Annotated in this window: 19 protein-coding genes; 9 read left to right on the forward strand and 10 right to left on the reverse strand. The window is 57.4% G+C overall.

Annotated elements, in window-relative coordinates; all coding sequences use genetic code 11:
- Window positions 1-865 precede the first annotated feature (865 nt).
- Complete coding sequence (locus ACZYOF_RS02780) at window positions 866-1222, forward strand: VanZ family protein (RefSeq protein WP_130576700.1); 357 nt, start codon at window positions 866-868, stop codon at window positions 1220-1222.
- Here ACZYOF_RS02780 and ACZYOF_RS02785 read toward each other — a convergent pair.
- Window positions 1219-1821, reverse strand: coding sequence for an acyltransferase (locus ACZYOF_RS02785; protein WP_463714733.1), 603 nt, complete (start codon window positions 1819-1821; stop codon window positions 1219-1221). The genes ACZYOF_RS02780 and ACZYOF_RS02785 overlap by 4 nt on opposite strands.
- 721 nt (window positions 1822-2542) lie before the next feature.
- On the opposite strand from ACZYOF_RS02785, the gene ACZYOF_RS02790 reads away from it, so the two are divergent.
- The 3 genes from ACZYOF_RS02790 to ACZYOF_RS02800 all read left to right on the forward strand — a co-directional run bounded on the left by ACZYOF_RS02790 (window position 2543) and on the right by ACZYOF_RS02800 (window position 5063).
- Complete coding sequence (locus tag ACZYOF_RS02790) at window positions 2543-3409, forward strand: glycosyltransferase family 32 protein (protein ID WP_463714734.1); 867 nt, start codon at window positions 2543-2545, stop codon at window positions 3407-3409.
- 360 nt (window positions 3410-3769) lie between these two features.
- The gene (locus ACZYOF_RS02795) at window positions 3770-4579 is read left to right on the forward strand and encodes a hypothetical protein (protein ID WP_463714735.1); all 810 of its coding nucleotides are present in this window, start codon (window positions 3770-3772) and stop codon (window positions 4577-4579) included.
- Window positions 4557-5063 (forward strand): hypothetical protein, encoded by a 507-nt coding sequence (locus tag ACZYOF_RS02800; protein WP_282526402.1) that lies wholly within the window; start codon window positions 4557-4559, stop codon window positions 5061-5063. Before ACZYOF_RS02795 ends, ACZYOF_RS02800 begins: the two co-directional genes overlap by 23 nt.
- A 642-nt stretch (window positions 5064-5705) precedes the next feature.
- Here the strand turns inward: ACZYOF_RS02800 and ACZYOF_RS02805 are convergent.
- From ACZYOF_RS02805 to ACZYOF_RS02825, 5 genes are all read right to left on the reverse strand, one after another.
- Entirely contained in the window at window positions 5706-7031 is a 1326-nt protein-coding gene (locus ACZYOF_RS02805) for an HlyD family type I secretion periplasmic adaptor subunit (protein ID WP_282526401.1), read from the reverse strand.
- Window positions 7016-8821, reverse strand: a complete 1806-nt coding sequence (locus ACZYOF_RS02810) for a type I secretion system permease/ATPase (protein WP_463714736.1) — start codon at window positions 8819-8821, stop codon at window positions 7016-7018. Before ACZYOF_RS02810 ends, ACZYOF_RS02805 begins: the two co-directional genes overlap by 16 nt.
- A gap of 220 nt (window positions 8822-9041) precedes the next feature.
- Window positions 9042-11801 carry an Ig-like domain-containing protein gene (locus tag ACZYOF_RS02815; protein ID WP_463714737.1) on the reverse strand — a complete coding sequence of 920 codons (2760 nt, stop codon included), beginning with the start codon at window positions 11799-11801 and terminating at the stop codon, window positions 9042-9044.
- 423 nt (window positions 11802-12224) lie between these two features.
- Window positions 12225-12503 carry a hypothetical protein gene (locus tag ACZYOF_RS02820; protein WP_463714738.1) on the reverse strand — a complete coding sequence of 93 codons (279 nt, stop codon included), beginning with the start codon at window positions 12501-12503 and terminating at the stop codon, window positions 12225-12227.
- Window positions 12504-12580: 77 nt separating this feature from the next.
- Window positions 12581-13618 carry a glycosyltransferase family protein gene (locus ACZYOF_RS02825; RefSeq protein WP_130576716.1) on the reverse strand — a complete coding sequence of 346 codons (1038 nt, stop codon included), beginning with the start codon at window positions 13616-13618 and terminating at the stop codon, window positions 12581-12583.
- A 251-nt stretch (window positions 13619-13869) separates the two neighbouring features.
- Here ACZYOF_RS02825 and ACZYOF_RS02830 point away from each other — a divergent pair, with 251 nt between their 5' ends.
- From ACZYOF_RS02830 to ACZYOF_RS02845, 4 genes are all read left to right on the forward strand, one after another.
- Complete coding sequence (locus ACZYOF_RS02830) at window positions 13870-14490, forward strand: hypothetical protein (protein ID WP_463714739.1); 621 nt, start codon at window positions 13870-13872, stop codon at window positions 14488-14490.
- A gap of 288 nt (window positions 14491-14778) precedes the next feature.
- Window positions 14779-15726, forward strand: a complete 948-nt coding sequence (locus tag ACZYOF_RS02835; RefSeq protein ID WP_130576720.1) for a hypothetical protein — start codon at window positions 14779-14781, stop codon at window positions 15724-15726.
- Between the two features lie 591 nt (window positions 15727-16317).
- Window positions 16318-17727 carry a nucleotide sugar dehydrogenase gene (locus tag ACZYOF_RS02840; protein ID WP_130576721.1) on the forward strand — a complete coding sequence of 470 codons (1410 nt, stop codon included), beginning with the start codon at window positions 16318-16320 and terminating at the stop codon, window positions 17725-17727.
- 24 nt (window positions 17728-17751) lie between these two features.
- Window positions 17752-18969 carry a glycosyltransferase family 4 protein gene (locus ACZYOF_RS02845; RefSeq protein ID WP_130576775.1) on the forward strand — a complete coding sequence of 406 codons (1218 nt, stop codon included), beginning with the start codon at window positions 17752-17754 and terminating at the stop codon, window positions 18967-18969.
- 132 nt (window positions 18970-19101) lie between these two features.
- On the opposite strand, the gene ACZYOF_RS02850 is transcribed toward ACZYOF_RS02845, so the two are convergent.
- The 4 genes from ACZYOF_RS02850 to ACZYOF_RS02865 form a co-directional block, all read right to left on the reverse strand.
- Window positions 19102-19827: a polysaccharide deacetylase family protein gene (locus tag ACZYOF_RS02850; RefSeq protein ID WP_463714740.1), complete on the reverse strand. Its 726-nt coding sequence runs from the start codon at window positions 19825-19827 to the stop codon at window positions 19102-19104.
- Window positions 19824-20990: a glycosyltransferase family 4 protein gene (locus ACZYOF_RS02855; protein ID WP_463714741.1), complete on the reverse strand. Its 1167-nt coding sequence runs from the start codon at window positions 20988-20990 to the stop codon at window positions 19824-19826. Before ACZYOF_RS02855 ends, ACZYOF_RS02850 begins: the two co-directional genes overlap by 4 nt.
- Window positions 20991-21253: 263 nt before the next feature.
- Window positions 21254-22603 (reverse strand): O-antigen ligase family protein, encoded by a 1350-nt coding sequence (locus tag ACZYOF_RS02860; RefSeq protein ID WP_463714742.1) that lies wholly within the window; start codon window positions 22601-22603, stop codon window positions 21254-21256.
- A 118-nt stretch (window positions 22604-22721) separates the two neighbouring features.
- Window positions 22722-23729 carry a glycosyltransferase family 2 protein gene (locus ACZYOF_RS02865; protein WP_463714743.1) on the reverse strand — a complete coding sequence of 336 codons (1008 nt, stop codon included), beginning with the start codon at window positions 23727-23729 and terminating at the stop codon, window positions 22722-22724.
- 427 nt (window positions 23730-24156) lie between these two features.
- Between ACZYOF_RS02865 and ACZYOF_RS02870 the strand changes: the two genes are divergently transcribed.
- Complete coding sequence (locus ACZYOF_RS02870) at window positions 24157-25053, forward strand: class I SAM-dependent methyltransferase (protein WP_165420933.1); 897 nt, start codon at window positions 24157-24159, stop codon at window positions 25051-25053.
- The last annotated feature ends 89 nt before the right edge of the window (window positions 25054-25142 follow it).

Below are 25142 nucleotides of genomic sequence, written 5' to 3' on the forward strand. Positions count from 1 at the left end.
CATGCCTATCCTTATCGCCATCCTTACAACTATCTTTTGACATGGTGACCTCGTGACGAAACAATCCACGAGATCTTCCTAGCCGACCAGATCAGCCCTCAGTGCGTGGTCGCCGGATGACGCTCACTGAACACTGCTATGTGATGGCTCCGTTAACAAAGCTCCACAGCCTTCTTTGATCTCTCTACCCGAGCGAGACGCTCGCCCGCCGACGCTCACGCACGCTTGACCCGGCCATCTCCTTCGATCCTAGGATCGACTCCCGGTGCACAGGCCGAGCCAGGCGGCGCTCTAACTGTCCGATTGCGCCCTTGCATCCGCTACCACCGGAACGGACACACGATCGCTCCGCCGTTCGAGCTGCTGCGCGGCCTGCAGCAGGTCGAGCGGTGGTGCGCGCTATGTCAAACATTGACGCGCTCAACCGTCACCGTGCGGTAAGCATCGTCACAAAGCATGCTGACCGCTTGCCTGCGGCACAACTTCGATTGCAGGCCCGCACCGGCGGCCTGCCTCACACCCAATTATTTCCTTTTAAATCGCTTCCGATTTAAATATATTTAATTTACTTGAGGCCAGCGGCCACCTCTGCGGGCGTGCGCGGCCATGAAATTTAAGGAGGTTCCGACCAGGGAGATAGTGCAGCGCAGCTAAAGCACCGCAGGAGAGGACAGTGCCCCAGCGCAGCATCTGCAGGCTCTTTGGACGCGTGTATCCGGGCATTCCTGGCCAAGCCTGCACACCAACGCCATCTCTACGAGATACGTACTGAACCGCAAACGCGGCTTGTGACGGCCGTATTGCCCGCCGAACAGATCATCGAAATCGCTCGCCTCCGGGATTTCCTCTAAGAACCAGTGCCCCCATGCCTCAGAAACTCGTCGCGGTCGTCGCTTGGGCACTCCTGTGCTTTCTTGCCTATGCCTCGGTGTCGCCAATCGGCGCGAGGCCAACGCTCCCGGCCTCAACCAGCCTGGAACATATTGCCGCATTTGCGACCGTCGGCTTCCTCTTCCACTTGGCCTATCCGCGCCACGTCATGTTTGTGTGGTTCGTCGTCATTGGCAGCGCCGCACTCTTTGAACTCATGCAACTCGTGACCATAGATCGGCACGCGCGACTGGTGGACGCCTTTGAAAAGATGGCGGGCGGCAGCGTGGGCATGTTCTTGGGCCGCGCGGCGCTCTATTTCGAGCAAGCGCTACGCCGTCGGCAGATCTAATCAGCAGAGCCGGCAGAAGCACGAGAAGGCTTGGCGCCGTGATCACAGCCGACGCCCCCAGCCGGTGATTCCGCGGCCTCTCGCACGCGGGCCGGGCATCCGAATACTTTGGCGCCCGCCGGCACATCCCGATTGACGAAGGAGTTCGCACCAATGATGGCTTTGTCGCCAAGGGTCACGCCCATCTGAACGATGGAATTCGGACCGATATAGACGCCGTTTCCGATCTTGGTCGGAGCGTAGTCGACCGGCTTCTCGCCGAGCGAGATAGAGCGATTGACGGTATGATGTGTATAGATTTGAACGCCGGCGGATATCGAGCACCAATCGCCGATCTGCAAGCCTCCGCCCGAACCGTCCAGAATGCAGCCGGGTCCGATCCATGTATGCCGGCCGACCCGGACGTCTCCGAGCACGAGTACGTTGTCGTACATCGTGGTGCCCTCGCCGAAGCCGTACGCGGCCGCGTTATCCCCTCGCTCTGTGAGGAGATCGCCGATCGACACCCTTCGGGAGAACTGACGTTTCTTGCGCGCTGCGAGAATCTGCAGAAAACGCCTGACGAGCCCGAGCCATTCGTCGACGCGCTGTTCGGACATTCCGGAATTGAAGTCTGGCGACATCCAAAGCCCCCTAGTTCAGCCGAATCCCGGGCGGGCTTCATTGTATCACCATCATGCGTCGAACGAGGACGCAACGGGAACCGCCGCGCGAGGCCTGCTGCTTAGCCCGCGTTCTCGATCACCCGCGGCCGCCGGAGGCCGCAAGTATACGGTGCGACGTCCCTATGACGCCAGCGGGATTTAATCAACCGCTTTAAAACCTCAAACCTGAGCTCCGGTTAACGCTCCTTAACCGGGCGCCCAACCAGATCCCTGAAGACTTCGAGCGGCATGGACCTATATTATATTATCTAATATTTCTAATCTCCACATTAAATAGACCTTATTAACGATCGTAGATCAACCTTTTAATTGACTAGAGCCTCGCGATAGCAGACGATAATGGCGTAGCACGCCTGCAAGCGCATTTTATAAATATCCATAGATACAACACGTTACTGAAGTCGCTACTCTCCAAAGCTCAGGCTAAGATCACAAGGTTGGCTGGATCGGATGGTCATCGGCTCGCGGCACGATACTGCCCTTGCGCAGGCCCCCGGTCCCGCCGACCCCCTCGCGGTTACCTCCACGACCTTGGCGCCTCGCTGCGCCCGCCGTCGTATCCGCCTAGGTAGGAGAGTTCTACAAAGGCGACGTTTTGCACCGTCGTACCACCGCACACCAACCGCCCTTCGAAGTACGACGTATGGAGATCAGCATGAATGCTCCAATCGAAATTCCGACCTTTGATATGGGACCTCAAATTCCCCGGATTATCCATCAAACATGTCCCTCGAAAAATCGGCTATCTGACGTCTTGGCAGACAATATCCAAGCCATCAAAGCCATGAACCCGGGTTGGGAATATCGACTGTACGACGATCGAGCGGTCGATACTTTTATCGTCAACTCTTATGGCGCAGAAATTAGTAATCTGTTCCGTAGGATCAATCCGCAGTACGGAGCAGCGCGAGCGGACCTTTTCCGCTATCTCCTCATGTACAAGCATGGAGGGGTCTATCTTGATATCAAAAGCACAACCCTCAAGCCCCTCGACAGCGTTATTCGACCGGACGACAAGTTCATTCTAGCGCATTGGCGTAATGAACCTGGTGAGCCGTTCGCTGGTTGGGGCATGCAAAAAGAGTTTGGCTTTGACCGAAAACGAGAAGTGCAGCAGTGGCATATCATAACCGTGCCCGGCCATCCGTTTCTGAGGGGTGTAATTGAACAGGTCCTGAAAAACATTCAAAATTACCGATCGTGGGTACACGGCGTCGGAGGCAGGGGCGTCTGGAAAACAACAGGCCCTATAGCCTATACGTTGGCTATTGAACCCCTCATGAGCACGAACAGTCACCGCGTGGTTGCAAATGAGACTGAGTTGTCATTGCAATACAACATATATAACGGAGCCGGTCACTATAATCTCTTCGGCGCCACGTATTATGGGTTACGTTCAGACCCCGTAGTCTCAATGGAAGGGTGGTGTTCCATGCCTATGCACCAGATCTACATTCAGGGGCGTAAGGTCTACCGCCACTTTGTCTTACAGCGCTTCCATAGAGAAATGAAAAACGGCTAGACAATAGACTCTGCGCAACTACGCAGCAATGTGAACCGCCAGATCCCGGTACTGGCTTCTTCGAGTATATTACTCCGAACCGATCGGGTTGCACTGTATGGAACGCAAGAAGTGTATAGCAACTCGATTTGGTGAGCGGGCCCGCCACGGCCGCGACATTGGGTGAGCGGGCTCCTTATATGGAATCCGCTCCCGGCGCGCCCGTCCACCGCTCGGGGCGGCCCCATCAACGATTCAGACCAGAGCCTGACCATAAAAACCTCTGTCATCGCAAAAACGGTGGATAAAGTAAATAAATCGAGCTATTAAATCGCAATGACTACTTTAAATGAATTAATCTTGACCCGAAACCTATCGAAAGTGGCGAGCGATCAGTCGCGCGGCGAGTTCTTCGCGGGACTCTTTGCCCTTGGCTGCTTAAGTGGGCTCGCGGCACGCGTCATCCAATCGATAAACAAGCTTGGGTGGGTGGAGGCCTTCTTTGAAACCTTCGAGGTGAGCGTACTTGTTTGGGTATCGTGTGCCGCGGGGGTATACCTCGTTCTTCAAGATCGAACGATTGGGATTCGTTCTTTCGAGCTCGCCATAGGCGCAGCATTTGCATTTCTGGTCATTCTGCCAATCGGCGCTTTGAGCTGGCTCGCAGTAACGGCGTTAGGCTTCTACGTCATCATCTTCACCGAAAATCCGTCATCTCGGCGTGGTGCTTTCATATTGGTGGCAACCACCGTGCCTGTGCTCTGGAGCCGGCTGTTGTTTCAGTTCTTTGCCGACTTCATATTGCGGATGGATGCCTCGCTTGTCGGCTGGTTATTGCACACTCCCCGGACCGGAGACATCGTTGAGTTCGCCGACGGTTCGGGAGTTTTGGTCATCCTGCCAAGTTGTTCTTCGCTTGCAAACATGTCGCTTGCATTTCTCTGCTGGGTTACCGTGAGCCGATTGGTCGACCATAAGAGATCTACCCACGATGTGTTCTGGTGCTTACTGGCTTGCGCGTCGGTGATCGCGGTGAATGTTACGCGGATGAGTTTGATGGGCTTAAGCCAATGGCACTACGAAACATTCCATAGCGATTTGGGAGCTGCTGTTAGCAATATCCTCATGCTGGGCTTGATCCTCGGTTGCTGCCTGCTAGGGGTGAGGCGTGAATTTTTCCAGCGTATTTAAGGGAGCGCTTGCCGCCGCGCTCGCGCTGGCCATCGCATGGAAGATCGTGCTCCCGCCTGACTATCAAGGTCATCTAAAGGAAGACCTTGTTGAATTTCTTGAACGCAAGCACTTCAATGTGGTCACGACCTACGAGACCGGAACGCTGGTCATCCGCGCCACTACAGCATCATGCGAAATGCACGTCGCAAAGCTGACCCCCGATGGATCGAACGCGAATCTCATTCGGCATCTTACCGCAGGAGCGCAACGCTCGTTCGTCGTCTTTCGCGGCGAGCTGTATACGCAGCAACCGGTATTCTGGACCGTGCTAGATTATCTCTGGTCCAGATTTCTTCGCGAACTTCGTCTGACCAGAACCGTTTCGCCTGTCATCAATGTGGCGGAGAACTCGTCTTGCAACGCCGAACGACTTCCGTGGGGTGAGCTTCAAAGTCCCACCACGAGACTGGGTCGTGCGGATCCGTCGAAACACAATTCATGACTGTTTTTTGGAGATCCCTCAGGTCGGACGGATCGGCATCGCCTTTTAGTCGTCGACCTCCCAAGGGAACAACTCAACGACTTCGCCGTGGTTGGCTCGGGCCAGCTTCGTAATGAGGAATGGAGCAAGCTTCTCCACTATGTTCTGTCGTTCAAGGTCTATCTCACGACCAATCGCGTCAGAGTACAATCGCAGCACGTGAACCGTCTCACGAGGTATTCTGCAAATGGCCTGACCGGATGGCACGGCTGCGGGGACCAAAAGGGCCCGTCCGTCCCACACAACCTCACCCCTCAACCAAGCAATCATTGAGCCGAACAGTCCTCAAAATCACCACTCTCGCAATTAAAATAATAAATATTTTGAAGGTATATTCAAGTTTATATTATAAAATTAATATACATAAAATCGCGATGCACCGTCGCCCTCCATGAAGTGCCTACTTGGCATGGGCGTTGCGGAATTGATTCGGCTAGTTCCGAGCGACGCGCAATGAGCCCGATCTCTGGCCACAACATCGGCCGGCCGGACCAGCGCGGTCCGGCCGGCCAAAAGGCATCAATATCGATGGCGGAGTCTTCGCGAGCGGGCGGGTTACCCGCGCTATGATCGATGACCGACCACGCCGCCAGTTCGCTAATCTCAGCGTTCCTTGAATGCGCGCCCGGCCTGATCCCGCAACGGCTTGACGAGGTACGACAGTGCGGTTCGCGCCGGCGTCTTGATGAAGACATCGACCGGCATGCCGGGCACCACCTTGGCCGATCCGAGCCTTGCAAGCTCATCCGCCTTGAGCAGGATGCGCGCCGTGTAATAGCTCCCGCCGGTCCGCTGGTCCTGCGTCAGGTCCGCCGACACCATACTAACCTCACCGTCGACTTCTGGCGTCGTCTTCTGATTGAACGCCGCAAATTGCATGGTCGCGGTCTGGCCAGCATACACCTGATCGATATCGCGCGGTGCGATCTTGACTTCGACCGCGAGGGCGTCCGCATCGGGCACGATGAGCATGATCTGCTCACCGGGCGCGATCACACCTCCCACGGTGTGAACCGAAAGCTGATGAACGCGGCCGGACTGCGGCGCGCGAATATCGATGCGGTTGAGCTGATCCACCGCCGCGGTCTTCCGCTCGGTGAGTTCAGAAAGCTTGGAGCGCGTTTCGATGAGATCCTTGCCAACCTCGGTTCGCAGGTCCTGATCGATCTGGATAATCTGAAGCTCGATTTCGGCGATCTTTCCCTTTGCCTGCGCCATCATGCCGCTCAACTGGCTACGCTCGCCTTCCAGCCGCGCGCTGTCGCGCTCGAGTGCGGTCAGGCGCGTGATCGGCACCAAGTTCTTTTGGAACAGCGTCCTGACGCCCTCGAGTTCCTGGCGGATATAGTCGACCTCCTTCTGCTTCGCCTCGGCCTGACCGGCATAACCTTTGATCTCATCCTGAAGCTGTGCCTTGCGCTCCTTGAGCTGCGCCTTTTGGCCGCTCCGGGACTGTCGGCGCAGATCAAACAAGGTGCGCTCCGCCGAGATCGCGCGCCCCGCCTCCAGTTTGCTGTCTCTCGCCCGTTCAAGCAGCGTCGGCGGAAATACGATCTGATCGGCGCCGTCGCGCTCCGTCTCAAGGCGCGCCTGGCGAGCGAGCAATTCGTCGAAACTCTTGGTGACGATCGTTGCATTCGCAAGCGTCTGGGTCTCGTCGAGGCGGATCAGAATATCTCCGGCTTTCACGCGGTCACCGTCGCGGACACGCAGTTCGCCGACAATGCCGCCGGTGGCGTGCTGGACCTTCTTCACGCTTGAATCCACCACGACGACGCCCTGGCCGATCACGGCGCCCGACAATTGCGACGTCGCAGCCCAGCCGCCAATACCGAAGGTGACGAAGCCGACCATGAACATGCCGACGATGATGTAGCGCTGGATGGAGTGCAGCGCCGGCGTTACGACTTGGACTACTTGGCGATCCATCGTCCGCCTCCCTGCCCGTCTGCCACAACCCGGAGCGGAGCTGCTGGTCGCAGCACCTTGTTGAGCACCTCCTCTTTCGGCCCAAACGACTGAAGCCTTCCTTCGCCGATCACCAGGACATGGTCGACCGCTTCGAGCGCCTTCGGCCGGTGCGCAACCACCGCCACGATGCCACCACGGCGGCGAACATTCAGGATCGCTTCCGTGAGCGCCTCTTCGCCTTCGGAATCGACGTTCGATGTCGGCTCATCAAGCACCACCAGGAAGGGATTGCCGTAGAGTGCCCGGGCGAGCCCGATGCGTTGCCGCTGACCGGCGGATAGGGCCATTCCGCCCTCGCCGACCTTGGTGGCATAGCCATCCGGGAGCGAGAGGATGAGATCATGCGCGCCGGCTGCCTGTGCGGCATCCAGCACCCCCTGGGATGTGGCCTGAAGGTCGAACCGCGCGATGTTGACGGCAATGCTGCCCTCAAACAGCTCGACGTCTTGCGGCAGATAGCCGATGTGCTCGCCCAGCGCATCGGGCGACCATTGCTCCAGCGCAGCGTTGTCGAGCTTGATCTTGCCGCGCAGCCGCGGCCAGACGCCGACCAGGGCCCGAACCAGCGTCGACTTACCGGACCCACTGGGGCCGATAATTCCCACGCCCTCGCCGCCTTTCAACTGAAACGAGACATCTGAGAGGATCAGCTTCTCTGAATCCGGGGGCGCGACATAGAGCTGCTCCACGACGAGCGCCTCTTTGGGCGCAGGCAGTCCAAGCGGCGAAACTTCGTCGGGGAGAAGCTTCAGCAAGCGATCCAGCCGATGCGCCGACTGTCGGGCGCCAACGAATCCCTTCCAGTTCGCGATCGCCACCTCCACGGGCGCAAGCGCCCTCGCCGTCAGGATCGAGCCGGCGATGATGATGCCGGCGGTCGATTCCTGGTTGATGACGAGAACCGCACCGACCGCAAGAACAAGCGACTGCAGGAACGAGCGAAAGAACTTCGAGAGCCCGCCGAGCCCGCTCGCAACGTCGCTCGCCTGCTCATGCGCCGAGAGATATTTGCTGTTGACATCCTGCCAGCGCAGCGCCGCCTGCCGCCTCATCCCCATCGCCTGCAGGACCTCGGCGTTTCGCCGCCCCTCGGCGGCAAGTGCGTTGCGCGCAACCCCGAGACGCGAGAAGGCCCTCGCCGGACCGCGCGTTCGGGTCTCTGTCAGGACTGTGACTCCGACCAGCACCAGCGCGCCCAACAGCGCGGTCACGCCGATCCAGAAATGGAACAGGAAGCAGATGCCAAGATAGATCGGCATCCAGGGCAGATCGAAGAGCGCGGTCGGCCCGCCTCCGGACAAGAAGCTGCGGACCTGATCGAGATCGCGCAATGGCTGCAGGCCGTCGCCATCACCGCGCGTCTTGAGCGGCAGGCGCACGACTGCATCGAACACACGAAGGCCGAGCCTTTCATCGAGGTAACGCCCGATCCGAACACTGATCCGGCTTCGGACCAGGTCGAGGCCGCTCTGGAACAGATAAAGCACCATCGCCAGCACCAACAACGCGACCAGCGTCGGGATGCTGCGACCGGGCAGCACCCGGTCATAAACCTGAAGCATGAAGAACGAGCCGGTGAGCATCAGCAGGTTGCTCAGGCCGCTGAAGGCGGCAAGGCTCCAGAATATCCGACGGCACGAACTCAGGAATGCCGATATCTCGGATTGCGGCTCATCGTAGAAGTCGGCAGGACGCGGCGGGCGGGCAAACAGCCGCGCTCGCACGATCTCGACCGAACGCTCGCCCAACCTGGTGAGCTCTCGCGACGATGATCGCGCCCGCTCTGCCAGAAGTCCTAAGGCGGCGATAAATATCGCCCATCGCGATACTTCCATCTCCTCAATATTTACCGACGGGGAGACATCTCCCCGCCGTCCAAGATTAGTCATGGCACGTGTCCCCTAACATGCGCCGTGGAGATTAATCTCCACGGCGCTGAATGTTCTTCGACTTATTGCGCCCCTTCGCTTACGCGAAATGGAAGTCGTGGCTCTGCAGTGCACCAAGCTTGGTGTTCTTCAGCGTGAGCGAGTCAGCTCCGTTCGCAATGACCACGTCCTGCCCGACCTGCGAAGCGTGGTTGAGAACGCTGGCAAAGTCACTGAACGCACTCTTGCTGAACTGGATCGTATCGTGCGAGGGCCCGGAAGCAGCGAAGTCCTTGATGACATCCTTACCGAAATTCGCAGCGAATACGAACGTGTCTGGATGACCCTTGCCGACGAACAAGTCGTTGCCCGATGTGCTCGTCAGCGTATTGCTGCCTGTCGAGCCAAGGATCGCGCTACCCGAACTGGCCGTTGTGTGACCGGCACTGTCGACCCCTACCGCTTTGAACGAGTGCACGGTGTTGGATACGGCAGACGTGCTCGTGAAGCTCCAGTTACCGTCGGCACCGGCACTCGTCGTCCCGATATACGCCTTGCCGTCGTACATCTTGACTTGGCTGAATGCATCAGCAGTGCCTTTCATCGTAACTACATTGCTCGAGCTCGTGGTGAGCGAACTGAAATTCACCGCTGAAGCTGGAGTGGTTGGGGTTGTCGGGGTCGTTGGCGTTGTCGGGGTTGTGCCCGGAACACCGATGGTGTGATCCCCGTTGAGATCCTGATGGAAAATAGTCTCATACGATTGGACCGTTGTGCTGTTGGCAGCAAGAGCAACGCCGTGGGTCGGGTAGAACTTGAAGTTGCCCTGACTATCCGTAGTCCAGAAGGTGAACTGCCCGCTTGAGTCTTTCCACGCAACATCGTAGCCGCCGCCATCCAGCTTGACTGAGCTGATTGGAATCCAGTCATCGAATTGGCCGGCTGTCACAGCGGCGCCGCTATATTTCAGCTCGGGGCCGGTAGCTCCGAGGAAATAATGGTTGTCGACCTGGACAAGGCCAGTCAATCCAGACGGTGTGGTCGATCCACCACCGATCACCGAATGGAAGGGCTGCGACGCGGCGCTGACATTGCCCGCAACGTCCGTTGCCTTCGCGGTGAGGTCGTGAGTGCCGTTCGACAGAGCGCTGGTGGTGACGCTCCAGCTCCCGTTCGTCCCCGCCGTGGCGGTACCGACGACATTCGACCCGTCATAGACCTTGACAGTGCTGCCAGCCTCGGCCGTTCCAGACAACTGCACGTGGTTGGTATCGACAACAGAGTTCGCCTTCAACGCCGGCGCGGTCGGCGCCGTGGTATCGATGGTGACGGCGAGCGCTGTAGACGTCGCGCTGGCTTTCCCGGACGAATCGGTGCCGGTGGCGGTCAAGCTGTGAGCACCGTCCTTCAGCGCCGCAGTCGTCAGGCTCCAGTTGCCGCTGGCGTCGGCCTTGATGGATCCGACCTGAGTGTTGCCATCGAACACCTTGACCGTGGCATTGGCCTGGGCGGTGCCCTTGAGCGTCAGCGTGTTGTCGTTGGTGATGTTGTCTCCGGCCTTGCCGCTGTCGTTCGAGAAGGAGACGATCTTCGGCGTCGCGGAAGGCTGCGTCGGCGGCGTCGTCGTCGGGCCACCGATCACCGGATCGACCACCTGCGAGGCAGCACTGACATTGCCGGCAACGTCCGTCGCCGTGGTCGTCAGCGTATGAGATCCGGTCGACATGGCGCTAGTGGTGATGCTCCAGGTACCATTCGCGGCCGTCGTCCCGGTACCGACCAGGTTCGTCCCCTCATAGACCTTGATCGTGCTGCCCGCCTCGGCGGTGCCGGACAACAGCACCTTGTTCGTGTCGACGACCGAATCGCTCTTCACGGCCGGGGCAGTCGGAGCAATATTGTCGACCGTCACCGTAAGCGCGGCAGAAGCGGCGCTGGTCTGGCCGCTCGTGTTGGTGGCCGTTGCCTTCAGCACGTGCTGGGCGTTGGTCAGCACCGACGTAATATACTCCCAACCCCCGCTCGCATTCGCAGTGGTCGTACCGATCTGCTTCGTGCCGTCGAAGATCTTGATGGTGCTATTTGCCGCAGCGGTCCCCTTCAACTGAAGCGTGTTGTCGCTGGTAATACCGTCGCCGACTTTTCCTGTGTCGTTCGAGTATGAAGCGATCACCGGCGCGTCCAGAGGGTTGCTCGGAGGCGTGCTCGGAGCGCCGCCGCCTTCCACCGGCAAAGGCGCCGGGATGAGATCGCCCGGAACGAGTTGACCATTCACGATCGTCGCGGTGCGTACGTTTTCCCACTGAGTGATGTGTATTTTCGCATTCACTTGCTGAAAGAGTAGCGGGCCACCACCAAAGGGTCCCACAAAATACACGTCCTTGAGAGCTACCGTGATATCTTGATCATCGGCGGCAATACGCAGTCCATACGGACCGCCCTCGAACATCACATTGTCCAGCGTGAGCGACCCGCCATAATTATCCGCAATCCAAATTCCAGCGGTCGCATTTGAGTTGTTGTGGGACACAATAGATGAATTTGTGACGGTGATATTCCCGCTGGCCCCGGGGGCATAGGCCTGAATACCATCGGCGTGATCGCCCGCCAGTCCGGTTGTTTCGATATACGAGTTATTGATGTTGAAGTCGCCGCCGGTCCCAACGCGCACGCCTTCCCTTGAATCAATGCGGACGGTGTCGAGGTTGAACGAGCCCGTGCCTCCGACCGACGCATCGCCGCTGGACATGTCGCTGATACTCTTATTCGAAAGCGTCCCGCCCTGTGCAACCGAAGCGCCATTGATATTAGTGACGCTGTTAAACATCGGGTCATTCCAGCTCAGCGGAATGGATACCATCTAGTTCTCTCCTAATAGTGCCTATCTAGTTTGTCCCAGGCACGCGCCCAATTTTGTCCCGAGCGACGATACCCCAAGTGCAGCTCTGCTAGCAGCGCCCGGGTATGCGTCTTGGTCGTTGGCAGAGGCTTTTTTGGGACGACATGACGGCCCACCCAAGGTGATTTCTTAGCTACCCTGGTCAAAGTCTCAGTGTGCTCGAAAAACCACAAGAAGAATAAATCCGGTGTTCTGAGCACCGCAACCATGGCCTCAAGATAAGGAGCGACAATTTCGGCGCAGTTAATTGGATTGCGAAAAAACGCCGGCTTTCTGGCAGTTCTGGTGCAGAGTAAATTTCGCATCAAGGCATTTAATAAGATCACGGCGTTTAATAGGACCCGATAGCTGCAAGAACGGTTTGTTTTTCGCGCGGCACTCGTTTCATAGTGCTGTAACGGCGAGCCTCAACATATGCTGGGGAATACTGGGAGCCCCCGAATCAGCCTGCCCCGTCAATATTATCTTGGGGACAAAAACGATTAAATAATCGAACCGTGGAGGATCGATGGATCTGCCATCAGATACCTGCGCTGAATACGCCCACCGGTTGGAAAATACAGATATTGAAACGAGCATTTCGCCCGCCAAAATCAAGAACATACTCGTGTCGATTTTCGGATCGATTGCCGTTGGGGCGGTATTGGAGGGGACAGTTGACATGCCGTCGCTCCCTCCGCCATCCGGGTAACCTCAAACCAATGGCGTGTGCTTGGATCTGATTGGGATCGGCGCGCCGATCAACCAAGCTGTTGCGGCCCAGGCGCGGCGTCCGGCCGCCCCGTCTTGCCCTTTGCGCCGTCCAGCAAGCCCACGAAAGCAACTCTTCCGGCCGACAAGGAGCCTTTGAGCATATATCGCGCTGCAAACAACAGCCCGACTCCGAAATGGCAGATCCAGCGCCATCCCGCAAAGCGCCGAGCATAGAGAATGCTGTTGCGAGCAGACAGATAGATCGAGAGATGCGAGCGCTTCTCGAGGGCAACGGCAGATCCGATGGTCGTTCCCCCAATGTGGCGAACGACAGCTTTGCTCGCGAAGCCAATGCGGTGCTTTCCCCGCCGGCGTCCCCAATCGAGGTCTTCCATATAGAGGAAATAGTCCTCGGCCATGAGACCGACGTCTTCGACGAACGCTCGCGTTACCAGAACACACGCGCCGCTTACGGCATCGATCCTGCCAAGGTCCTCGGCCGATGGTGCGCTACCCGCTGGCGCATTCCTTCCTACGGCGACGACGCGGCCCGTCACACGGGACCAATGCAATCCGTAGTTGATGACCTTGTCGGGGCTGTTGTCGAAAACCAGGCTTCCGCCAACCATGCCGAATCCCTCGGCAGACTTGGCAATTAATTCCGACAGGCTACGGCTATCCACTTCGGTATCGGGATTAAGGACAAGCACTGAACCCCAGTCGGGGACGCCGAGTAGTGGCTCTAGCCACGCGTTGACGCCGCCTCCGTAACCGAGATTTTCGGTCGCGAGCCCAACTCGGACGACATTCGCGCGATTCTGAAATCGGCATTTCGCCACTGAGACCAGTCGTTTCTGTGGCTGGTCAAGAGTGTCCGACGCATCGGAAATTCGTTGCAACGTTCGATCCGACCCCACGAGCGCAGCCAGTAATCTCCCGTAGGCTGTTTCCCCGCCATTTTCGCAAATGAAGACCTCAAAGTGATCCCAATCCGAACGAGCGAGTGACTTCAAGCAACGATCGACATCATCGGCATTGCAGTATGAGACGATGATGACAGCAAGTTTGACGCTAGCGGTCGACATAGCCCGGACACCTTCTCATTTGCTGTCGACGCTGACGAATGACCGTCGCCCACTAAAGACCTGCGCGTGTTCGAACGCAGCCTCCGACAGACCCAGTCCCAGAAATTCTCTGACGGCAACGCCAAAATGCACTAACCTACCAGCCACATATTCATCATGTTTCGGCCTATGGACAACCCCAATCCTAAGACAGATGCCCACCTATAGGTTCATCGGGCTGCGAGGTGCGATTAATGTCATCGGATGAAACAATGTCAGCAACGCCAACAGCAATCCAACGCCAACCCTCCGCGAGTCAGCGCCAGTACAGCGCCGCAGATGTGGAAGTGATAGACAACTATCTGAACAAGGTCGAGCAAGAGCAGATGTATGAGTTCTTGCAGGCTCCCGGTTGGGGCTACGGCGCGCGTTCACATATGGGCAACGACGCCAGCCGTTACTGGTTCAAGCACTTCGCCGGGTTCTGGGAGGTGCCAACCGCTGGGCTGGATCGACATACGCAGGCCGAGCAGGAGCTGAGCCAATACCCGCTGGTTGAGGCGATGTGGCAGAAAGTGCGCGGCCGGTCGCGGCTGCTGCGCTGCTACGCCAACGGTTATCCGACCGGTGCCGAAGGCGGGGTGCACAAGGACTCGATCGGGCCCGAGCATTATACGCTGCTCTATTATCCACATCTGCATTGGCACCCGGACTGGGCGGGCGAGACGTTGTTCTTCAACGAAGGCGGAGATGATCTGCTATGCGCAGTGTACCCCAAGCCGAACCGACTTGTGAAATTTCCCGGTTGGATCCCGCATGTGGCGCGCGGCATCTCGCGCCTGTGTCCGTTGTTGCGCATCACGCTGATGTTCAAAGTCTCATTGATAAATTAGCCGATTAGAACCAGCATCCTGGCAACGGCGAAACGGGTTGCAGGTGCAATGGGCGGCTGGATCGCCGCCTTCGGCTCGCTCCCGATCCACCTGTGCAGCCAGCAACTCCAAATCTGCTGGCGGCAACAGAAAAACCGCACGAACAGGGCCTCGATAGCGGCCGGAACATCGGCTATCTTGTGATAACGCGTCGCCGTCTTGGCACTTCGATGCGCCTATCTGCTGCGAGATATCCGGGCTAGACGGAGGTGCAGAGATTCGGCGGAAATTCCGCTTTAGGAGCGTCCCATGCGGTACCTGATGACGCTGGCGCTATTGCCGGCCGGGGCAGTTATTGCTCAACCGACCGTCACATCGACGCGGGCTGAGGCTGCACAGTCGATGTGCCGAGATTCCTCGAGCGCGATACTCTCGAGCCACACACTGGCTGATAAGGCGGAGGACGCTTGCAATAAGCGCGCCTTGGGAGCTCCGGAGCCTCTCTCCGAGATGCCCGCGGACGGCTATCGTCTGACCGCAGAGGAGCGCGGGGTGGCCGCTCCTGCCCCGACGCCCGGCCCTACGCCTCATCCCTCGCCTGATCCGGTACCGAGCTCTGCCGACGTCCCGCTGAGCTTCAACGACCCCGTCTATGCCAACGTCACGAGCGGCAAGACCAATATCGCCTTGCCGCCGGACTCCTCCCGAACAGACCTGTCGATCATTGAGAACTCAGGAGACCCGACGATCACGTGCCTTGGCTCCTGTAGTCTCACGCGGGTTCGTATTCAGTCACGAGAAGGCGTTCGCTGCAAGAGCGGCAATATCAATCTGACGTGGGTCTATATCGAGGCTACGGGGGTCGAGAATGACCATGCGGATGGATTGCAGTGCTATGCCCCAGGTTCCACGGGCACGGTCACGGTCAAGAACTCGACGTTCAAGATGGCCGGAGCCACGACCGCGGGTTACTGGTCGGCCGATGATTGGCGAGGCTCACACGTCTTCGAGAACGTATTGTTCGAGGGCGGCACTTTCGGACTTCGTATCCCGGCGGACGGCGGCTCTTCGGTGAGCCTGAAGAACGTATACTTCGTGCGTGGTTCGTTCCGTTACAGGGCATTCCTGTTCGACGTGGTCAAAGGTCGCCGCGTCAACATCGCGCAGTGGGAGAACGTGCGCTGGGCTAGTTGGGAAGGCGATCGGCTCGTCCTCGGAAACCCCATCCCGCGGCCAGCTGCGTACCCACCGCGGTGACGGGAACGGATCGACCTCTCGCCGGTTTGCGGGCGCGAAACGCACTAAATGCTTGGCGCGGACGGTCGGGATCCACAATCCCGCTACCAATCAGCAAGATGGGCAAGACGTAAGGAGCGCCCCACACCTGGACCGCGCAGACAAGGAGGCCGGGGCGAGGCTATCACATCGGAGCGCCGCCGCGCTTCCTAGAAGCAAGCGCGTAGCGGCATCGCTGCGGTTGACATCGAATTCGATGACGCTGATGCCCAAACAAGCGTTCACGCGCGCCGACTCGGCACAGCGGAGGCGCGATAGCGGCCACCTAGTGGTGCGGGCGAGGCCCGACCCAAATCTACTGTCTTTTGTCTAGCGACAATCCTGCTCCACGCCGCCTGCCGACGAGAGCAAATGTTGTGTGGCTATGAAGCCGACGCACAACCATCGGATTGGAGCTGCCGCGAAAAACCCCGCCCCGGTCAGGGTTTACCACTTGCCCAAGCCCCCTTTTAAATATTTAATACGACATTAAATTTGGGTTGATTTCCCATTATATTTAAATATAGTTTTTTGGCATTTAAATTGGTCCCATTAAAAGCCAAGAGATTAGACATGGATGCGCTCGTTCACAGTCCGTCCCGCCCGGCATGGGACAGCTCAATTCTGGACAAGAAAGAAAAGGTTCGCGTAGACAGCGCGAGCAAGTACAGGATTTGCGTCTTCGGGATCGGCTATGTCGGCACAGTATCGGCAGCCTGTCTTGCACGCGACGGACATGACGTCGTGGCGGTCGATGTCAATCAGGACAAGGTCAACGTCCTGAACCGTGGACTGTCGCCGATCGTGGAGCCAAATCTCGCTGAAAGCATTGGCTCCGGGGTCAGCACCGGCCGCCTGAAGGCAACCACAGATTCCGCGGCCGCCGTCTCGTCGACGGACATTTCATTGGTCTGTGTTGGAACCCCCTCACAGGACAACGGATCGCTGGAAACATCTTTCCTGAGCCGGGTGGCGCAGGAGATTGGAGAAAGCATCCGCAAGACCACGAACTTCCATTCTGTTGTCATGCGCTCGACGATGTTGCCGGGCACGATGGAGAACATAGTCATACCCATTCTGGAGCGGTCGTCCGGCAAAAAAGCGGGTCTAGATTTCGGGGTCGCCTATCTGCCCGAGTTTCTGCGGGAGGGGACGGCCATATCCGACTATGATGATCCTGGAACCATTGTAATTGGTGTCGACGATGATCCGCTTACGCTTCGGCGACTCATGGAAATTCACGATCGATTCGCGGTAACGCCTCTGGTGCTGTCAATTCGTGCCGCCGAGGCGGTCAAATATGCAAACAACGCCTGGCACGCGACCAAGATCAGCTTCGCGAACGAGATGGGATTGCTTTGCAAGGCGATGGGCGTCGACAGCCACGAAGTCATGAACGTCCTGGTCGCCGACAAGAAACTAAATATCTCGCCGGCATACCTCAAACCAGGGTTTGCATTTGGCGGGTCCTGCTTGCCGAAAGACGTGAGCGCTTTGCGCTATGCAGGACGAAATGTCGACGTTGACACGCCCCTGCTCGACGCCGTGCTGCAGGCGAACGAGAACCAAATTCGCAGCGCTTTCCGACTCGTTGCTGCGACCGGAAAACGGCGTATCGGACTCGTCGGGCTGAGCTTCAAGCCGGACACGGACGATCTGCGCTACAGTCCGATGCTCGAGATTGCGGAACGGTTGATTGGTCGCGGTTATGAGCTCGCGATCTACGACTCGAACGTTCGCCTGTCTCAGCTCACGGGGGTCAACAGGGATCACCTGACGAGTCGCCTGCCGCACATTGCCTGTCTGCTTCGGGAGAAAATGAGCGACGTCGCGGCCTTTGCCGACGTTCTCGTCGTGGGGAACCGTAAGGAGTTTCTGAAGAACTCATTGGTTTTGAACGGTCATGACAAAGTAATCATCGATCTTGTACGCATCTCGCCGGAAAAGCAGACCGCAGACGACTATCGCGGCATTTGTTGGTAAGTCGCTGGGACAGCGATCATGACAATGGCATCGGTCGTTGAGGCCACGCGCAGCGTACGCCGGCGGAGAATCCTGATCATCGTTGAAAATCTCCCCGTTCCGTTTGATCGCCGGGTCTGGGCGGAGGCGCAATCATTGCACAGGGCGGGTCACGAGGTTTCGGTGATCTGTCCCCGTGGCCCGTTCGCAGAAACCCCGTTCGAATCGATCGACGGCATCGACGTTTACCGCCATCCGCTACCAATCGAGGCCAAGGGCAAGCTCGGCTATCTTGCCGAATACAGCAGCGCGCTATGGTGGGAGTTCGCCTATTCGCTCAAGGTGTTTTGGGGGCGCGGTTTCGATGTGATTCACGCCTGCAATCCGCCAGATCTCATTTTCCTGGTCGGGGCCTTCTACAAGTACCTGTTCGGCAAGAAGTTCGTATTCGACCATCATGACCTGAACCCCGAGCTGTTCGAAGCAAAATTTGGACATCGCGGGCTGATGTGGAAGGCGCTTGTCTTTCTCGAGCGTCTGACTTTTGGCGTGGCTGACATTTCCATCGCCACCAACCGGTCTTACGCCAATGTCGCTGTCCAGCGCGGCCAGATGGAACCCGATCGCGTGTTTATCGTCCGCTCGGGGCCAAATCTCGCGCGCGTGCGTGAGCTCGCCCCCGATAACACATGGCGCAACGGCCGGTCGCATCTGGTCGCCTATGTCGGCGTGATCGGGGAGCAGGAAGGCATTGACCTTCTGCTAGAGGCGGTCCGGCACATCACGTCCACATGTCAACGTACCGACGTCCAGTTCGTTATCATGGGCGCAGGGCCAAGCCTGGAGCAACTCAAAGCGACATGTACGCGGATGCGACTTTCGGAATTTGTCACTTTCACCGGCAGGGTCGACGACACGACGCTGTTCAAGGTGCTTTCGACCGCAGACGTCTGCGTCAATCCGGATCGTCCCAACGCGATGAATGACATGTCGACCATGAACAAGATCATGGAGTATATGGCGCTCGGCAAGCCGATTGTGCAGTTCGATCTGGCCGAAGGGCGGGTGTCGGCCCAGTCTGCTTCTCTCTATGCCCGCAACCCCGACACGGCCGATTTTGGTGACAAGATCCTCGAACTCATCGACGACCCAGATCGTCGCCGCGAGATGGGCATGTACGGACGCAAGCGTGTGCGCGACGAGCTGTCGTGGGAGCATGAAGAGCCGAAATTGATTGCGGCTTACGACGCTCTTTTCAAATAAGGCCTTTCCAGCACCAAAGAACCACGATTCCGCGTCCCACCTTCCGGCAAGCCTGACCGAGTCAAATTGACTGTCTTTGTCATTGGCCGGCTTTGGGAAGGCTCGTCGATCAAATGTAAGCCACTAACCGGTTTATCGATGCCGCCAGCGCATCAGTTGGCGATAGAGGCCCAGCCTTGTACTGACCCTCCAGGCAACACCACGCATCGCATCCGGATCGCGCAAGTGCTGGCGCATGTAGTCCGCATCCATGCTGTTTGTCAGACAAAGGCGGGAGTAGAGAAAAGGTTCGAACCCCCGATGATGCCCAAGCTGGATTGTAAAGAGGTGCGTGTAGCCGGCCTTCAGAGCCGCGTCCCACACGCGTCGGGAAAAGCGCCCGTATGGGAAGGCGAAAAGAGTAACCTGTTGCCCCAGGCGATCCTCTAGCATCGACTTCGACACCATAAGCTCGCGACCGAGTTCGACATCCGAGACAGTGGTCAAATCGACGTGGGCCATGCCATGTGAGCCAATCGCAACGCCGTTCCTGCCAAGTTCCTCAATCATCTCCCAGCTCATACGTCCCGGCGAGCCCACGAAATCCACTGGGATAAAGGACATGAAACCCGGAATCCGACCGGTCTTCACGTAACGCGCATAGACATGCGTGTAGTCCGAAAGACATCCATCGTCGAAGGTTAGCAGGACCGAACCGGTGTGCCTGCCTTTCGGATTGGGGCAATGCTCCAGAAAATACTGAGGCGAGACCAGCCTGTCCCCGCAAAGCGCGAGATGTGCATCGAATGTTTCATGCGTCAGGCACCACGCATTCGAAGGCGACGCTTCCACCAGCTCGTGATAGTTCAGGACAATCATAGAGTTTGTATCAGATCTGAGACACGCCGGCTCCAGGCCTGCCAGTTCAGCCGGACTTCGAAAGCGTCGCGGCTCGATTGTCTCAGGCGTGCCAGCCGTTCCGGGCACGCAAAGGTCTCGGAGATGACCGTCGCATAGTCCTCCTTCGTCGCATCCGGCGGCAACAAGATGCCCGTCTCCCCATCGCGGATAGCACCGGGCACGCCACCTGTGGCCGGCGCAATGCTCGGTACGCCATGGGCCGCCGCTTCGCAAAACACGATGCCGTAGCAATCTGCCCGGGTCGGCAAGAGAAAGAAATCCGCGTCGCGATAGAGTTGATCCAGTCGATTGCGCTGTTCACGATCGTTCTTATCGAGGAAAGGAATGATCGTCAGGCCATCCTGGGTGACAGGCTTGGGCGGAGTGCATCCGCAGATCACGAGCTCCGCCTCTACGCCCCTGCCCCTTAGCTCAGCGAGAGTTCCGACCGCGATGTCCGCGCCCTTCTCTTTCCAGTTGGCCCCGATGAACAGGAGCCGGCACGGACCCGGCTTGCGGCAGCCAAGCACCGAGGCACGATCCGGCGCTTCTTCGAGGTTGGCGCCCCAAGGAATGACATGCACGCGCGCACGGTCGACGCCATAGTCCCTAACCGCAGATTCGGCGGCCCATTTCGAGGGGTAGAGGACCAGATCCGCGCGGGCAATTGTGTTGCGTTCCAGGCGTTCCGCAATCTCCCGAGCGTTGCGTGACAAGTTCCGATAGTTGGGATGGTAATTCTCGACAAGCCGAAAGGTCGCGTCGGACGCATACACGAGGGGAACGCCTTTAGGTACATTCCAGGCGAAGTTGGACCCGGCGGGTGCGAAGACGATATCGGGCGAGACGGCGCGGATCTTGCGTGCTGCGTCCGCTGCATACTGCGCAACAACAGGCCCCGCATGGAATGGGGAGAGGCCCGGCCTATGAAAGGCGCGGCAAAGTCTGGAATACGTCTTGTAAAGAGGCAGGATCGGTGCATTCAGGGGACCGATATGGACCACCTCATGACCTTCATTTGCGAGCGATCTCGACATGTGAAACGGGGTGCCGGACCAGAACCTGACCTCGCTTGCGTCGCCGATCGTGGCGAAGGCGATCCGCCGCGCTGCCTGGCTGCCGGAAAGGTGGCGCTGATTCATTTCATTCCCTTACACACGGCGCAACCGGCAGATTGTGCCAAAAGCAATCATGGCACTCTTCGAAAAGGTGCGCTCCACTCTTCCGCGTCTTCCGCGCTGATTCAACGACTAGAATCTCCGGAGCATTAAATATTAACTATCAGACATTTCAATAATTATCTAATTTATTTAATTTGATTGCCGGCGACATAACGATCCGCTCCGCGGGCTCCTCCGCTTGGCACGGCGCCATGACCTCGCAGTCAAACATCTCCGGTCATCGATCACACCCATGTTTCCGCCGCTCGTGCGGCTCTATCACGCAGGATGGCGGTTTCCGCGAGGTTCGCTCGCATCCCAGCAAAGACAGCGATAAGGATCAAACAGATGCCCCAAAAGTGCACCATAAACCCCAGAAAAACGATGGTTGTTATGACAACTCCGAGCGCGACCGACAGCCGTCCTTCTTCCGGAGTAAGGTGACGCGATTTATCGATCGAACCAAGCCAGCATGCGCCCACAATCGTCAAAAGAACTAATATGCTTCCGGGAATTCCATACGCCATTGCATTAGCAAGCCAAAAGGCATCCACACTCTCACTCAAAAGCGCGCCGTTGGATTGCCAATCCCAGTCGCCGTTCGCACCAATTCCGAAGATCGGCGAACCGAGTACGACACGCCCCCCAACCTGCCAGATCGCTTGACGGTACCAGGCCGCCTCCGGGCTTACTCCGCAAAGGCGTACAAGCGTTACGACAGGGTTGCCAGAGAAAGTGAAAACAGTAACGACTATGGCAGTCACACACAGTCCGACCAACTTCCATCGAGCCGTGAAGCGAGGGGTTGCAACATAGAACATCGCGAGCGCAAATCCGATCAGATAAGCCAGCAACGGACTCCGCGCCTGCGAAAACAACACACCGATGAGCGCAATACCTGCAACAGCCCAGCCAAATACCTGGGACCTAAACGTAATCAAGGCCACGGTCCCAAACCAAGCGCAAACAGCGCCGAATAATATCGAATGCTCCAGCGGCCCCATGGCACGAATGACCCCTTCCCTATACAAGGTCTCGGCCTTCGTCGCTAATGCGCCTTCATAGCTGAATTTCACATAACCAGTAATGCCTTTGATGAATTCATAGGTGAACAGTTTATCATTCAAAGGGTCGAGAAGCGCGATACAGACAATCAGAACTGCCAGCATGCAGGAGAAGCGTGCGAGTCGCACGGAACTATCGCCAGGAGTGAGATACCGGAACGTCAGATATCCGCCAGTGAATACAATTGCGTCTATTCCCGCCCCTTTAAGGCCCGTAAGACCACCTGTGATGGTGGCGGCAAACATCATCCAAACGCCCGCAACCGGGGCCAAAATATCTGATGGCACGCAGACTACAGCTCGCGCGCTTGAGAGTCGCGATATCGCCGCGATGGAGGAAACAAAAATCAGAACTCGAGCGACCGAGAGGCGAAAATCACCGACGAAGAAAGACAGGCCCTCGGGCAGAAAAATCGCGACCAGTAATACTTTGAGATATAGCTCGGTACGCGAGTGCGAGCCGCTTGCCGCACGCCTGACTGAACTCAGCTGCCGATCCCGCAGATAGGCAAGTTGAAAACCCGAATCCAATTCTAAGCTTCTGCGGTTCAACGTGAATACCCCCAATGCCGAAGACGTTCCGCAAAAAAGAAGCAGCGCTCAAAATTGAGGCGCCGCGTAAAGCGACCGTTCCGTCCGAAGACGCGCATCATTTCGTCGTCTCCAAAGGAATAGCCTGGAAGTTACGACGCAGGCGCCTCGCTACGGTGGGTGAAATCAGCGCGTAAACAAGCGCCTTGTAGTAGTGCAGATCCGCGGGATGCAAACAAGCACATTGCCAACCCGTCCTCAACGCCGAAAGGCGACGGTTTGACCGACGAAAATCCAACACGCTTCTCATAAAATGGGCGGCGATGTTGTTGTCCAGCAAACTGTTACGAGAGCTGTGGCTGCTATCCTCGCATTCTGGCTCGAACCGTACACCTCGCCGCTCGCACGCTCGCTTGAATGCCGCAGCCTCGAACTGCCTGCGCCACGTTGGCGCACGCCGGGTGAGTGAATTGGGAAGGATGCGATACGCGTAAAGGCACTCGCCCAACACGGTCATCGGATATATTTCCCCAATTCTCAATATATAGTCGTAGGTCTCAGCAACCTTCAACGAGGGCTCGAACCGCATGTCCCCGACCAATGACATTCGAAACATTCCTGTCGGATCAAGGGCAGGCATTCGAAAGGCTCGAATCTCAGACTGGCAGTCGTCCTCGCTTTGCGGCGCAAACACGGGCGCCATGAATTTCCCGTTAATGATAAGCTCGTTACCGCAGAATACGGCAGCCAAATGCGGCTTGTTGAGCAGCGCACGAACCTGTCTTTCAATTCGCGCTGGATGACTGATGTCATCCGCGTCTTGAATTGCGTAAAACTCGCCGCGGATCTGATCGAGCGCCCGATTGACAGCCACAGGCTTGGTCGAATTTGCCTGGTGGATCACACGGACACGCTCGTCCACTAGCAAGTCTTGAACTGAGTCGAAGCAGCCGTCCGTGCTGCCATCGTCGATAACTAGGATCTCCAGATTTTTATACGTCTGATCGATTATGCTCAGCAGCGACGGCCGTAGATATTCCCCTGCGTTGTAAACGGACATCACGACCGTGACGAGGGGACCTTCAGGCACCCCTTCGACTTTGGGCGGATGTGCTTGGGACGTCATGAAAAGCTCCCGGTCAGTCAAGTCCAGTATTTTGTCTTCAATACATTAGCCAAATTAACCAGCTACTATTTAATTTGGACAACGCCGATTTTATCCAATATATTATTATAATGCAACAAACCTCAGCCGGAGCGTTAATCGGCACTCCGGTGAACGTCATGGTGCGGGCCACGACCCGGGGAGATCGACAGGTGGAGCGAGCGAGCACCTTCAGATGAATAGGCTGCAAAGTGACAGGACCCGTGCTCCGATCAACGGGGCTGGGCAGAGCGACCAGGCCGAAGGCTGCGGCATTGGAGAACTCGTCAATTTCACCGCGACCATTATTGCGACGACCACTACACCCGTTACGGCTTCTCCGATGCTGGCTGAGCCGGATTCGAACCCCTGGAGTGGCTAGGTACTTGAGATGATTTGTAAAGCTTGCTTGTCAGACCGCGAACATCGCCGCCACGTATTTACCGAGATGATGTTTGGTACAGGAGAGCGGTTTGAATACCAGGAATGTATTGATTGTGGGACGATCCAGCGCCTGGCGGATGTCGCAGATGAGGGTCGCTTTTACCCTGACGGGTATTATTCATTCGCCAAGCCTTCGCGAAATTCGCGGGTCATCGCAATCAGGGATGCGCATGCACTCGGCATCAAAAGCATATTGGGGGCCGTAGCGTCCTTTGTGAGGTACGATCCCATCGTCGGGGTCATCGGAGATTTTAAGATTGATCCTAGCTCTCGGGTGCTGGACGTTGGCTGCGGGTCCGGGAAACTTCTTCATAGAATGTCTGCCGCAGGGTTCAAGAACCTTACTGGAGTAGACCCCTACATTTCCAAGCCGACATCAGGAGCCGTGACGATTCACAAATCGGATCTTCAAAGCATGTCGGGCGAGTTTGATTTCATCATGTTCAATCACTCGTTAGAGCACGTCCCTGATCCGGGCCAAAGTCTTGGCGATGCAAGAAAGCTGCTTGCGCCCGGGGGCCGCATTCTGGTTCGCATCCCAACTTCGTCCTCGCAAGCATGGACGGAGTACGGCCCGAATTGGGTGCAACTGGATGCGCCACGCCACATTGTGATTCCCTCTCGCAAGGGAATGAGCGCGTTGGCGGAGCGCTGCGGCCTGTCTGTCAGACAATCGATTGATGATTCCACTGCGTTTCAGTTCTGGGGAAGCGAAATGTACCGGAAGTCTAAGCCGCTCACATCATCCGGGCCAAGCGATGTGTTTAGCCGTCATGAGTTGAGAGGGTTTGCCAAGCGAGCGGCAAAGCTGAATATCGAACAACAGGGAGATCAGGCAGCTTTCCTGTTGACCGCTGCTTAGGCTGGATGGCCCGAATCGCAAACCCCTGCCCCTCCGACCTCAAATGTCACCCAGATCAGAGGCGGATCTTTGGGGGTGACTGCCACCAG

The organism is Bradyrhizobium sp. LeoA1Lang, assembly GCF_055413685.1.

Excerpts from the sequence above, each read along its gene's own strand:
- ACZYOF_RS02780 (WP_130576700.1), top strand. The coding sequence starts at position 866 with ATGCCTCAGAAACTCGTCGCGGTCGTCGCTTGGGCACTCCTGTGCTTT.
- ACZYOF_RS02785 (WP_463714733.1), bottom strand. The coding sequence starts at position 1,821 with ATGTCCGAACAGCGCGTCGACGAATGGCTCGGGCTCGTCAGGCGTTTT.
- ACZYOF_RS02790 (WP_463714734.1), top strand. The coding sequence starts at position 2,543 with ATGAATGCTCCAATCGAAATTCCGACCTTTGATATGGGACCTCAAATT.
- ACZYOF_RS02805 (WP_282526401.1), bottom strand. The coding sequence starts at position 7,031 with ATGGATCGCCAAGTAGTCCAAGTCGTAACGCCGGCGCTGCACTCCATC.
- ACZYOF_RS02815 (WP_463714737.1), bottom strand. The coding sequence starts at position 11,801 with ATGGTATCCATTCCGCTGAGCTGGAATGACCCGATGTTTAACAGCGTC.
- ACZYOF_RS02820 (WP_463714738.1), bottom strand. The coding sequence starts at position 12,503 with ATGTCAACTGTCCCCTCCAATACCGCCCCAACGGCAATCGATCCGAAA.
- ACZYOF_RS02825 (WP_130576716.1), bottom strand. The coding sequence starts at position 13,618 with ATGTCGACCGCTAGCGTCAAACTTGCTGTCATCATCGTCTCATACTGC.
- ACZYOF_RS02830 (WP_463714739.1), top strand. The coding sequence starts at position 13,870 with ATGTCAGCAACGCCAACAGCAATCCAACGCCAACCCTCCGCGAGTCAG.
- ACZYOF_RS02835 (WP_130576720.1), top strand. The coding sequence starts at position 14,779 with ATGCGGTACCTGATGACGCTGGCGCTATTGCCGGCCGGGGCAGTTATT.
- ACZYOF_RS02840 (WP_130576721.1), top strand. The coding sequence starts at position 16,318 with ATGGATGCGCTCGTTCACAGTCCGTCCCGCCCGGCATGGGACAGCTCA.
- ACZYOF_RS02845 (WP_130576775.1), top strand. The coding sequence starts at position 17,752 with ATGGCATCGGTCGTTGAGGCCACGCGCAGCGTACGCCGGCGGAGAATC.
- ACZYOF_RS02850 (WP_463714740.1), bottom strand. The coding sequence starts at position 19,827 with ATGATTGTCCTGAACTATCACGAGCTGGTGGAAGCGTCGCCTTCGAAT.
- ACZYOF_RS02855 (WP_463714741.1), bottom strand. The coding sequence starts at position 20,990 with ATGAATCAGCGCCACCTTTCCGGCAGCCAGGCAGCGCGGCGGATCGCC.
- ACZYOF_RS02865 (WP_463714743.1), bottom strand. The coding sequence starts at position 23,729 with ATGACGTCCCAAGCACATCCGCCCAAAGTCGAAGGGGTGCCTGAAGGT.